The 12,951-nt window shown below is 63.3% G+C and carries 4 protein-coding genes; 2 read left to right on the forward strand and 2 right to left on the reverse strand.

What is annotated here, in order from left to right:
- The first annotated feature begins 23 nt into the window (after positions 1-23).
- Positions 24-1,196 (forward strand): MFS transporter, encoded by a 1,173-nt coding sequence (locus H0Z09_RS17365; protein ID WP_186691783.1) that lies wholly within the window; start codon positions 24-26, stop codon positions 1,194-1,196.
- On the opposite strand, the gene H0Z09_RS17370 is transcribed toward H0Z09_RS17365, so the two are convergent.
- Positions 1,197-1,562: a toxin-antitoxin system HicB family antitoxin gene (locus tag H0Z09_RS17370; RefSeq protein ID WP_186691785.1), complete on the reverse strand. Its 366-nt coding sequence runs from the start codon at positions 1,560-1,562 to the stop codon at positions 1,197-1,199.
- Positions 1,559-1,810 carry a type II toxin-antitoxin system HicA family toxin gene (locus tag H0Z09_RS17375; protein ID WP_186691787.1) on the reverse strand — a complete coding sequence of 84 codons (252 nt, stop codon included), beginning with the start codon at positions 1,808-1,810 and terminating at the stop codon, positions 1,559-1,561. The genes H0Z09_RS17370 and H0Z09_RS17375 overlap by 4 nt, the downstream gene beginning before the upstream one ends.
- A 209-nt stretch (positions 1,811-2,019) precedes the next feature.
- Between H0Z09_RS17375 and H0Z09_RS17380 the strand changes: the two genes are divergently transcribed.
- Entirely contained in the window at positions 2,020-12,948 is a 10,929-nt protein-coding gene (locus tag H0Z09_RS17380) for a non-ribosomal peptide synthase/polyketide synthase (RefSeq protein ID WP_186691790.1), read from the forward strand.
- Positions 12,949-12,951: the final 3 nt, after the last annotated feature.

Here is a 12,951-nt window from a genome sequence, read left to right on the forward strand (position 1 = left end):
TAATGAAAGAAGGCTGCTGAGTCATGGCGAACCCCTACGCGCAATTGTTCCAGGTCCCTGGCGCGCGGGCTTTTGTGCTGGCAGGCATGCTGGCGCGCATGCCGGTATCGATGACGGGCATCGGCGTGATCACCATGCTCTCGCAGGTCCATGGCGGTTACGGCCTGGCCGGTTCGGTGGCGGCGGTGTTTGCCCTGGCCACGGCGTTTTGCGCGCCACAGGTATCCAGGCTGGTGGACCGCTACAGCCAGGGCCGGGTGCTGCCGATTGCCGCGCTGATCGGCGGCGGGGCTTTGTTGATGTTGCTGCTGTGCACACGTTTGCAGGCGCCGGACTGGATGCTTTTCCTGTTCGCCGCGTTGGCCGGTTGCATGCCGAATATGTCAGCCATGGTGCGGGCCCGCTGGACCGAGTTGTACCGGGGCCAGCCCAAGCTGCAGACCGCATTTGCCCTGGAGTCGGTGCTGGATGAGGTGTGCTTCATCGTCGGCCCGCCGATTTCGGTGGGGCTGAGTGTCGTGTTGTTCCCGGAAGCAGGGCCCTTAGTGGCAGCGCTGTTGCTGGCCGTAGGCGTTACCACGTTTGTAATGCAACGCGCGACCGAACCTCCTGTGCATGAGCATCAGGACCATCACGGTCGTTGGTTGATCGCTTCGCCTGCGGTGCTGATCCTGATGATCCTGCTCTTGGCCATGGGCGTGATTGTCGGCGTGGTGGACGTGGTCAGTGTCGCCTTTGCCCAGCACCAGGGCCAGCCGGCGGCGGCGAGCATCGTGCTGTCGGTGTATGCCATCGGCTCGTGCCTGGCCGGGCTGGCCTTCGGTACCCTTAGACTCAAGGCGTCGTTGCCCCGGCAGTTCCTGTTTTGCGGCGTGGCCACGGCGTTAACGACGTTGCCGCTGCTGCTGGTCACCAACATCCCCGGGCTGGCGGTGGCGATCTTTATCTCCGGGCTGTTCTTCGCGCCGACCCTGATCGTGTCCATGGCCCTGGTGGAGCGCATCGTACCCGCCAGCCGCCTGACCGAAGGCATGACCTGGCTGATAACCGGTCTTAGCATCGGCGTGGCCATCGGTGCCGCCAGCTCCGGTTGGATGATCGACCACTTCGGCGCCACCAGCGGGTTCTGGGTCGCGCTGGCGGCGGGGACGGTGGTGTTGGGTTCAGCGGTGTTGGGGTTTCGGCGGCTGGGATGATCAGCCAATCGCCGGACAGGCCTCGGCACTGTGGTGCTGCAGAAATTCATTCAGCGCTTGGCGGGTCAGGTCGTTGAGCGTCACTTTCTTGCGGGTCGCCGCCAGCGCCGCCGCCAGGTGCAGGTCATGGCCGACCCGGACATTGAAGGAACCTTTGCAAGGCTTCTCCGGTGTGTGCCCCAGGGTCTGGCAGGTGGCGAGATAATCGTCGACCGCCGCCCGAAAAGCGGCGTCCAGTTCGGCGACGGTTTTACCTTCGTAGCTCACCAGTGCCTTGATGTACAGAATCTTGCCGAACAGGCAGTTGTCTTCGAGACTGGCTTCGATAGAGCCGATGTAGCCTTTGTGTTTCAGTTGGTTGTTCACTGAATCAGTTCTCCTGATCTCAATTGCTCAATGATCTGGCGCCGAATGTAGTGTTTCAGTTCGTTGCCAGGGTGAGGCTTGTGCAAGGTGATCATTGCACTGGGGTCGCCGATGTCGAACTTGACGCGGCTTCCAGCCCCTTCAATCTGTGTGTAGCCGAGCCAACGCAACAGCGTTACGAGCTCGGGCCAGGTAAATGCCATGTGCTCGTTGAGCAGTTTGGCCAGCAGCTTTTCATTTTTTGACACGGCGATCCTTGCCTGTAACTAAATGTAGTTGCAAAAAGTGGTGTGCGTCAATCCTAGCTCGGCTTCAGGTGCTTTTCCCCGGATTGATGTAACCCCTGATGACACCTCGCGCCACGCCCCCCATCCCTCGCTAATTTTTCCCTCTGCGGTTCGTTTTATAGGGACGACGTGCCTTTGTGCTTCCTGCCTATTGCTCCGGACTCCAAGAAATGAATGCTGAAGACTCCTTGAAACTTGCTCGCCGGTTTATCGGGTTGCCCCTGGAAAAGCGCCAACTGTTCCTGCAGGCCTTGCAGAAAGAGGGCGTGGATTTTTCCCGGTTTCCGATTCCGGCAGGAGTGGAAGTGGAGGATCGCCAGGCGCCGTCCTACGCCCAGCAACGCATGTGGGTCCTGTGGCAATTGGATCCCGCCAGTGGCGCCTACAACCTGCCCGGTGCCGTACGGCTCAAGGGCACGCTGGACCTTGGCGCGCTGGAGCAGGCGTTTGCCAGCCTGGTCGCGCGCCATGAAACATTGCGCACCGTGTTCCGGCGCCAAGCGGATGAGCGTCTGATGCAAGTCGCCCTCGAGCCGTCGCTGGCGGTAGAGCACCTGGATTTCAGTGAGCTGGCCGTCCGCGAGCGTGAACAGGCCGTCAGCGAAGCCGCGACCCGTCAATCGCTGCTGCCGTTCGACCTGGAAAACGGCCCGCTGCTGCGTGTGCAATTGCTCAAGCTCGCTGCGCAGGAGCACGTGTTGCTGCTGACCCTGCACCACATCGTCTCCGATGGCTGGTCGATGAATGTGCTGATCGACGAGTTCATCCGCTGCTACGACGCCCACGAGCGCAATGCCGAACCGCAACTGCCGGCCTTGCCGATCCAGTACGGTGACTATGCCCTGTGGCAGCGGCGCTGGCTTGAAGCGGGGGAGCAGGTCCGCCAACTGGACTATTGGCAGGCGCGCCTGGGTGATGAGCACCCCGTGCTGGAACTGCCGACGGACCGTCCGCGCCCGTCCATGCCGAGCTACCGGGGGGCGCGTCATAATTTCGCGATCGACCCGCAGCTGGCCGCACAGCTGCGCACCTGCGCCCAAAAGCACAACGTCACTCTGTTCATGTTATTGCTCGGCGCTTTCAACGTGCTGCTGCATCGGTATACCGGGCAGGGCGATATCCGCGTCGGCGTGCCGATCGCCAACCGCAACCGCACGGAAGTCGAAGGGCTGATCGGCTTTTTCGTCAATACCCAGGTCCTGCGCACCGAGCTGACCGGGCAAACCCGCGTCAACGAACTGCTGCAAAGCATCAAGGAGCACGCGCTGGGCGCCCAGGCTCATCAGGAGCTGCCATTCGAGCGTCTGGTGGAAGCGCTCAAGGTTGAGCGCAACCTCAGCCATACACCCTTGTTCCAGGTGATGTACAACCACCAGCCGGTCGTCGCCGATATCGCCTCGGTCAGCACCGCCTCCGGCCTGGAGCTGGCGCTGGTGGAATGGCAAGCCCGCACCACCCAGTTCGACCTGACCCTGGATACCTACGAAAAATCCGGCACCCTGCACGCTGCGCTGACTTACGCCACTGACCTGTTCGATGCCGCGTCCATCCAGCGCATGGCCGGGCACTGGCTCAGCCTGTTGCAGGCCATGGTCGCCGACGGTGAGCAGCGTATCGGCGAGTTGCCGATGTTGGCCCCGGATGAACAGCAGGTGCTGGTCCACGCCTGGAACCAGACAGCCAGGACTTACCCGACCGAGCGTGGCATTCATCACCTGATCGAAGACCAGGTGCACGCCACGCCTGATGCACCGGCGCTGGTGTTCGGCGCTACCACATTGACCTACGCCCAGCTTGATACGCGCGCCAACAGACTGGCCCATGCCCTGCGTGAGAAGGGCGTCGGCCCTGACGCCCTGGTGGGGATCTGCGTCGAGCGCTCCATCGAAATGGTGGTGGGCCTGCTGGCGATTCTCAAGGCCGGTGGCGCCTACGTCCCGTTGGACCCCGAATACCCCCGGGATCGCCTGGCCTATATGGTCGAGGACAGCGGCATTCAATTGCTGCTCAGCCAGCGCAGTCTGTTGCCGTTGCTGCCTGTCGAGGGCATTCAGGTGATCGCCCTGGACCAGCCCGCCGGTTGGCTCGACAGCTACGGCATCGAAACGCCGGATGTCAGCCTGCACGCGCTGAACCTGGCCTACGTGATCTACACCTCAGGTTCCACCGGCAAGCCCAAGGGGGCAGGCAACAGCCATCGCGCGTTGGTCAACCGCCTGTGCTGGATGCAGCAAGCCTATGGCCTGGATGCCAGCGATGCAGTGCTGCAGAAAACCCCGTTCAGCTTCGACGTGTCAGTGTGGGAATTCTTCTGGCCACTGATGACCGGCGCACGCCTGGTGGTCGCGGCGCCAGGCGAACATCGCGAACCGGCACGCCTGATCGAGACCATCGCGCAGCAAGGCATTACCACCTTGCACTTCGTGCCCTCGATGCTCCAGGCCTTTATCCATGAGCCGGGTGTACAGGCTTGCACCCAATTGCAGCGCATCGTCTGCAGTGGCGAAGCCCTGCCGCTGGATGCGCAACTGCAAGTGTTCGCCAAGTTGCCGCAGGCCGCTTTGTTCAACCTCTACGGCCCGACCGAAGCCGCCATCGACGTGACTCACTGGACCTGCATCGACGAAGGCGCCGACAGCGTGCCCATCGGCCGGCCCATCGCCAACCTCGGTACCTACGTGCTCGATGCGCAGCTCAACCCGGTGCCCGCCGGTGTCAGTGGCGAACTGTACCTGGGCGGCATCGGCCTGGCGCGCAGTTACCATCGGCGCCCGGCGTTGACCGCAGAGCGTTTTGTGCCGAGCCCGTTCGATGACGGCGCACGCCTGTATCGTTCGGGCGACCGTGTGCGCCAGCGCGCCGATGGGGTGATCGAGTACCTGGGCCGTCTCGACCATCAGGTCAAGTTGCGCGGCCTGCGGATCGAGCTGGGCGAGATCGAGGCGCGCCTGCTGCAACACCCGTCGGTGCGCGAAGCCGTTGTGCTGGTGCAGGGCGGCAAGCAACTGGTGGCTTACCTGGTGCTGGAAGACCAGGCCCCGGCCGACCTCAAGGCGTGGCTGCTCGACAGCCTGCCTGAATACATGGTGCCGACCCATATGGTGCACCTGGCCAAGCTGCCGGTGACCGCCAACGGCAAGCTCGACCGCAAGGCCTTGCCATTACCCGACGCCACGCCACAACAGGCGTATGCCGCACCGGAAAACCCGTTGCAAAAAGCCCTGGCCGCGATCTGGAGCGATGTGCTCGGTGCCCCACAGATCGGCCTGGACGACAACTTTTTCGAGCTGGGCGGTGATTCGATCATCTCCATTCAGGTGGTCAGCCGTGCCCGCCAGGCGGCCATTCGCCTCAGTCCACGGGACTTGTTTCAGTACCAGAGCATCCGTAGCCTGGCGCGGGTGGCGACCTTTGAACCAGCGAGCGTTATCGACCAAGGGCCGGTCACCGGCGAGGTGATGCTGACCCCCGTGCAGCACAGTTTTTTCGAGCAGGCGATCCCGGCGCGTCAACATTGGAACCAGTCGTTACTGCTGACCCCGCGTGAAGCCCTCGAACCTGCGCGCCTGGAAGCGGCCCTGGTCCAGTTGATCAACCATCACGACGCCCTGCGCCTGCGGTTTGTGCGCCACTCGGAAGGTTGGCGGCAAACCCATGCCGCGCCGGTGACCACGCCCGAGCTGTGGCAAACCCAGGCCGCCGACGACGCTCAGTTGGCCGCACTTTGCGACAAAGCCCAGCGCAGCCTCGACCTTGCACAGGGCCCGCTGTTGCGTGCGGTCCTGATCGCCATGGCCGATGGCAGCCAACGCCTGCTGCTGGTGGTGCATCACCTGGTGGTGGACGGTGTGTCGTGGCGCATCCTGCTTGAAGACCTGCAACAGGCTTATAGCAACGCCGCACTGCCAGCCAAGACCAGCGCCTACCAGCAATGGGCGCAGCAGTTGCAGGCCCATGCGCAGACCCTGGACGCTCAACTGCCGTACTGGCAGGCGCAGACCGCGACCGCCGAGCTGCCCTGCGACAACCCCCAGGGCGGCCTGCAAAACCACTTGGGCAGCCAGCTCGAAATTCGCCTCAGCGCCGAACACACCCGCCAACTGCTGCAAGACGCTCCGGCGGCCTATCGCACCCAGGTCAACGACCTGTTGCTGACCGCACTGGCGCGCGTCATTACGCGTTGGAGCGGCCAGCCCGCCGCGCTGATCCAGCTGGAGGGCCATGGCCGCGAAGACGTGTTCGACTCGGTTGACCTGAGCCGTACCGTCGGCTGGTTCACCAGCCTGTTTCCGGTGCGTCTCGAGGCCGATGGCGAGCTGTCGAGCGCGATCAAATCGGTCAAGGAGCAACTGCGCGCCGTGCCAGGCAAAGGCCTCGGCTACGGCGTGCTGCGCTACCTCGGCACACCTGACGCCCGCGCGACCCTGTCGAACCTGGCCGCGCCACGCATCACCTTCAACTACCTGGGCCAGTTCGACCGCCAGTTCAACGAGTCGGCGCTGTTCGTCCCGGCCACCCAGGGCAGCGGCCAGGCCCAGGATCCTGAAGCGCCGCTGGCCAACTGGCTGACGGTGGAAGGGCAGGTGTATGGCGGGGAACTGGCGCTGCGGTGGGGTTTCAGCCGGGAGATGTTTGAGGTAGCGACCATTGCGCGCCTGGTGGATGACTACCGGCAGGAACTGCTGGCGCTGATCGCCCATTGCGTCGATCCGCGACACGGCGGGCTCACACCGGCCGATGTGACCTTGGCCCGCCTGACCCAGGCGCAACTGGACGACTTGACCTTTGCCCCCCGTGCGGTGCAGGACTTGTACCCGCTGTCGCCCATGCAGCAAGGCATGCTGTTTCACAGCCTGTACCAGCAAGGGCAGGACGACATTTACATCAGCCAATTGCGCGCCGATATCCAGGGCCTGGATATAGCCCGTTTCCAGCGCGCGTGGGAGCAGGTCCTGGCGCGGCATGACATGCTGCGCACCGCTTTTGTCTGGCAGGATACACAGGCGCAGCCGTTGCAAGCGGTGTACCGCGAAGCGGCGTTGCCGTTTGCCGAATACGACTGGCAGGCGCGACCCGACCAGCGAGCGGCATTGGACGCATTGAGCGAGTCGACACGGGCAAAGGGGTTCGAGCTGGAACGTGCGCCGCTGCTGAGCCTGAAACTGGTACGTACCGGTGCCGAGCGTTTCCATCTGATCTACACCAACCATCACCTTCTGCTGGACGGTTGGAGCCGTGCGCAGCTGTTTGGAGAGGTCTTGCAGCACTATGCCGGACAACCATTGCCGGCAGTCCAGGGGCATTACCGAAACTACATTGCCTGGTTGCAGACCCAGCCATCCAGCGAGGTGTTCTGGAAAAGCCAGCTGGCCGCGCTGCAAGCACCGACCTATCTGGCGCGGGGCGTCCCAACCAATCCTTCGTCAAGCAAGGGCAACGTGCATCTGGCCCTCGGTCTCGAGCCAACCGCGCAACTCAGGGCATTTGCCCAGGCGCATAAAGTCACCCTCAATACCCTGGTGCAAGCGGCATGGCTGCTGCTGCTGCAACGCCGGACCGGTCAAGACGCGGTCACCTTCGGTGCCACTGTCTCCGGCCGGCCTGCCGGTTTGCAGGGCATTGAGCAGCACGTCGGCCTGTTCATCAACACCTTGCCCATTATCGCCACTCCCGATCCGCAACTGTGGGTCGGCGAATGGTTGCAACAGGTGCAGGAACTTAACCTGAGCCTGCGCGAACACGAACACACGCCGCTGTTCGATATCCAGCGCTGGGCTGATACAGGCGGCAGGGCGTTGTTTGACACGCTGCTGGTGGTTGAAAACTACCCGGTAAGCGCGGCATTGGCTCAAGGTGCGCCGGCCGGGCTTACGTTCAGCAATGTGCAGAATATCGAGCAGACCCATTACCCGTTGACTGTGCTGCTGGGTGCGGGTGCAGCGCTCGAATTCGAGTTCAGCTTCGATACGGAACTGTTCGGCGAGGGCGACGTTCACCAACTGGCTGAGTACTACCAGCACCTGCTGCTAAGTTTGAGCAGTGCTGCCCAGCAACGCGTGGGCGATGTGCCGGCGCTGGCGGACGCGGTGCGCCAGCAAATCGTCTATGACTGGAACGCCACCGTGCGCGACTACCCGTTGCATCTCGGCGTGCATCAACTGATCGAAGAGCAGGCCGCACGCACGCCGGACGCGCCGGCGCTGGTCTTCGCGCAGCAGCGTTTGAGTTATGCGCAACTGAACCGCCGCGCCAATCGCCTGGCCCATCGCTTGATCGAAGCCGGTGTGGGCCCGGATGTGCTGGTGGGCCTGGCCGTCGAGCGCTCCATTGAAATGGTGGTGGGCTTGCTGGCGGTGCTCAAGGCCGGTGGCGCCTACGTACCGCTGGACCCGGAATACCCGCGTGAACGCCTGGCCTATATGCTCGCTGACAGTGGCGTGAAGTTGTTGTTGACCCAGGCTCATCTGCTTGAGCAATTGCCGGTGCTGTCCGGCGTCGAGAGTCTGATACTCAATGACGTGGGGTTCGACGCTTACAGCGAAGCCAACCCAGGCGTTGCCCTGGATGGCGAAAACCTGGCCTATGTGATCTACACCTCCGGTTCCACTGGGCAGCCCAAAGGCGCCGGCAACCGGCACTCGGCACTGACCAACCGCTTGCAATGGATGCAGGAAGCCTACGCACTGGGCACCCACGATAGCGTGCTGCAAAAGACCCCGTTCAGTTTTGACGTCTCGGTGTGGGAATTTTTCTGGCCGTTGATGACCGGCGCGCGCCTGGTGGTCGCCGCGCCAGGGGATCACCGTGATCCGGCCAGGCTGGTCAGCCTGATCAACGCCGAACAGGTCACCACGTTGCACTTCGTACCATCAATGTTGCAGGTATTCTTGCAGGAACCGGCGGTTGTCACCTGTCACACGTTGCAGCGCATCGTGTGCAGCGGCGAAGCGCTGCCGGTCGATGCCCAGCGGCAAGCCTTCGCCAAGCTGCCCCAGGCCAGCCTCTACAACCTGTACGGCCCGACCGAAGCCGCCATCGACGTAACCCATTGGACCTGCGTGGACGAAGGCCGTGACGTGGTGCCGATCGGTCGCCCGATCGCCAACCTCGGTTGCTACATCCTCGACAGCAATTTCGAGCCCGCTCCTGCGGGAGTGCTGGGCGAGCTGTACCTGGGCGGCATCGGCCTTGCCCGTGGTTACCATCGCCGTCCGGCACTGACCGCCGAACGCTTTATCGCTCATCCGTTCGTCAGGGGCGAGCGCCTGTACCGCACCGGCGATCTGGCGCTCTACCGCGAAAACGGCGTGATCGAGTACGCCGGGCGTATCGACCACCAAGTCAAGCTGCGAGGCCAGCGTATCGAGCTGGGCGAAATCGAAGCGCGCCTGCTGGCGCACGACTGGGTGCGCGAGGCGGCGGTGTTGGCGGTAGACGGCCAATACCTAGTGGGCTACCTGGTGCTGCAAGACGCGTATGACGATTGGCGCGATGTGTTGAGCGCCCACCTGGCCCGGCACCTGCCGGACTATATGGTGCCGGCGCAATGGATGCTGCTGGAGCGGATGCCGCTGAGCCCCAATGGCAAGCTGGACCGCAAGGCGCTGCCCAGCGTTGACGTGCTGGCCCGTGACTACGTGGCCCCGCATACCGTGCTGCAACGCCAGGTCGCCGCCATCTGGTCCGAGGTGCTGGGCGTGGAGCAGGTCGGCCTGAACGACCATTTCTTCGAACTGGGCGGACATTCGCTGCTGGCCACCCAAGCCATATCCCGCACGCGCCAGGGGCTCGGCCTGGAGGTCGGGTTGAAGGCGCTCTTTGATCAACCGGTACTCGAGCGCTTCGTCGAGGCGCTGACCGATGCCTGGGTCGAAGCCAGCCCGATAGGGCCAGTCGAGCGTGACCAGCCACTCGCGCTGTCCTACGCTCAGGAGCGCCAATGGTTCCTCTGGCAACTGGACCCGCACAGTGCGGCCTATCATGTGCCCCGTGCGTTACGTCTCAAGGGGCCGCTGGACTGTGCCGCGTTGCAGCGCGCCTTCGATACGCTGGTTGCGCGCCATGAGAGCTTGCGCACCCATGTGCAACAGGACGCTGACCGCACGGTGCAAGTGATCAGTCCCCAGGTAAATATCGACTTCAGTCCGATAGAAGCCGATGAGGCTAACCTGAAAGCGCTGGTCGAAGCCCGTATCACCCAGCCGTTTGACCTGCGCCAGGGCCCGCTGATGCGGGTCAGCCTGTTGCGCCTGGCCGAGGATGAGCATGTGCTGGTGATCGTGCAGCATCACATCATTTCCGATGGCTGGTCGATGCAGATCATGGTTGACGAACTGGTCCAGCTTTACGCCGCTTATAGCCAGGGCCAGACCCTGCAATTGCCGGCCGTGCCGATCCAGTACGCCGACTATGCCCGGTGGCAGCGCGATTGGATGGAAGCGGGGGAGAAGTCCCGTCAACTCGACTGCTGGCTTGAACTGCTCGGCGGCGAACAACCGGTGCTGGAGTTGCCTCTCGATCACCAGCGCCCGGCGGCGCCGTCCCATCGCGGTGCGCGCTTGAATATTGCACTGCCGACCCTGCTGGTCGAGAGCCTCAAGGCCTTGGCCCAACGTGAGGGCGTAACGCTGTTCATGCTGTTGCTGGCCTCCTACCAAGCGTTGCTGCATCGCTACAGCGGCCAGCAGGACATCCGCGTCGGCGTACCGATTGCCAACCGCAACCGGATCGAAACGGAGCGGCTGATCGGGTTCTTCGTCAATACTCAGGTGCTCAAGGCCGAGATCGACGGCCACACCACCGTTCGTGAGTTACTTACCCAGGTCAAACAGCGTGCTTTGCAGGCCCAGGCTCACCAGGACCTGCCGTTCGAGCAATTGGTCGAAGCGTTACAGCCTGAGCGCAGCCTGAGCTTGAGTCCATTGTTCCAGGTTGCGTTCAATCACCATGTCAGCCTGGCGGGCCAGCATTTGCAACGCCTGGCGCAATTGGACGTGAGCCCGGTGAGCTGGGATGAGACGGCCGCGCATTTCGACCTGACCCTGGATATCGAGGAATCGCTGGAGCAGTTGGGCGCGTCGCTGAGTTATGCCACCGATCTGTTCGAAGCCTCGACCATCGAGCGCATGGCACGCCACTGGCAGAACCTGCTGCAAGCGATGGTTGCCGACCAACAGCAGACCATCAGCCAATTGAACCTGCTGGGCGAGGATGAGCAGCAGCACATCCTGCAACTGTGGAACCAGACGGACGCGGGCTTCTCGTCCGAGCGCCTGGTCCACGAATGTGTCGCCGACCGCGCCGCTGAAAACCCCCAAGCAGTGGCGGTGAAATTCGACGCGCAAACCCTCACCTATGGTGAACTGGACCGCCAGGCCAACCGCCTGGCCCATGCCCTGATCGCCCGTGGCGTCGGCCCCGAAGTACGTGTGGCGATTGCCATGCCACGCAGCGCCGAGAGCCTGGTGGCATTTTTGGCGGTGATGAAAGCCGGCGGCGTCTACGTACCGCTGGATATCGAATACCCGCGTGATCGCCTGCTGTACATGATGCAGGACAGCCGTGCGAAGTTGCTGCTGACCCACAGCCGTGCCTTGCAGCAACTGCCGATTCCCCCAGGGCTGGACACCCTGGCAATCGACCGCACCGAAGACTGGGCCGATTACAGCGACAGCGCACCTGAGGTGAAGCTCGACGGCGACAACTTGGCCTACGTGATCTACACCTCGGGTTCGACCGGCATGCCCAAAGGCGTGGCGGTCTCCCACGGCCCGCTGGTGGCGCACATCATCGCCACCGGCGAGCGTTATGAAACGTCCCCGGCCGATTGCGAGCTGCACTTCATGTCGTTCGCTTTCGACGGCGCCCATGAAGGCTGGATGCACCCGCTGATCAACGGCGCGAGCGTGCTGATCCGCGATGACAGCCTGTGGCTGCCCGAATACACCTATGAACAGATGCACCGTCATAACGTGACCATGGCGGTGTTCCCGCCGGTCTATCTGCAACAGCTGGCCGAACATGCCGAGCGTGACGGTAACCCGCCGAAGGTTCGGGTTTACTGCTTCGGCGGTGACGCCGTCGCTCAAGCCAGCTACGACCTGGCCTGGCGCGCGCTCAAACCGAACTACCTGTTCAACGGCTACGGCCCGACCGAAACCGTGGTGACGCCACTGCTGTGGAAGGCGCGCCAGGGCGATCCGTGCGGCGCGGTCTACGCACCGATCGGCACGCTGCTGGGCAACCGCAGCGGCTATGTGCTGGACGCGCACCTCAACTTGCAACCCATCGGCGTGGCCGGTGAGTTGTACCTGGGCGGCGAGGGCGTGGCGCGGGGTTACCTGGAACGTGCGGCATTGACCGCCGAGCGGTTCGTGCCGGACCCGTTCGGCAAGCCCGGCAGCCGTGTGTATCGCAGCGGCGACCTGACCCGTGGCCGTGCGGATGGCGTGGTGGATTACCTCGGCCGTGTCGACCATCAGGTAAAAATCCGTGGTTTCCGCATCGAACTGGGCGAGATCGAAGCCCGCTTGCGCGAGCAGGACAGCGTCGGTGAAACCGTGGTGGTGGCCCAGGAGGGTCCGACCGGTAAGCAGTTGGTCGCTTATGTGGTGCCGGCAGACGCCAACCTGGCCGACCAGGCCGAGTTCCGCGACAGCTTGCGCCGGGCCCTGAAAGCCCGCCTGCCGGATTACATGGTGCCGGCGCACTTCATGTTCCTGGCGCAAATGCCGCTGACCCCTAACGGCAAGCTCGACCGCAAGGGCCTGCCCGAACCGGATGCGAGCCTGCTGCAACAGGCCTATGTGGCCCCCGAAACCGAGCTGGAACAGCAGATCGCCGCGATCTGGGCCGACGTGCTGCGCCTGCCGCAGGTGGGCCTGAACGACAACTTCTTCGAGGTGGGCGGCCACTCCCTGCTGGCGATCCAGATTACCTCGCGGGTCCAGGCCGAACTGCGGCTTGAAGTGCCGCTGGTGGAAGTGTTCCAGACCGAAACGCTGCGCGCCTACGTGCAGGCCGCCGCCACCTTCCGTGCCGGCAGCGCGGAAGATTTTGATGACCTTCGTGACTTTTTGAGCGAACTAGAGGCGATTTGAACC

Source organism: Pseudomonas sp. SWRI18 (genome assembly GCF_014268345.1).
GTDB classification, from domain to species: Bacteria; Pseudomonadota; Gammaproteobacteria; order Pseudomonadales; family Pseudomonadaceae; genus Aquipseudomonas; species Aquipseudomonas cedrina.

Bases quoted from the DNA above. Each gene is read 5' to 3' on its own strand.
- H0Z09_RS17380 (WP_186691790.1), top strand. From the start codon at position 2,020: ATGAATGCTGAAGACTCCTTGAAACTTGCTCGCCGGTTTATCGGGTTG.
- H0Z09_RS17365 (WP_186691783.1), top strand. From the start codon at position 24: ATGGCGAACCCCTACGCGCAATTGTTCCAGGTCCCTGGCGCGCGGGCT.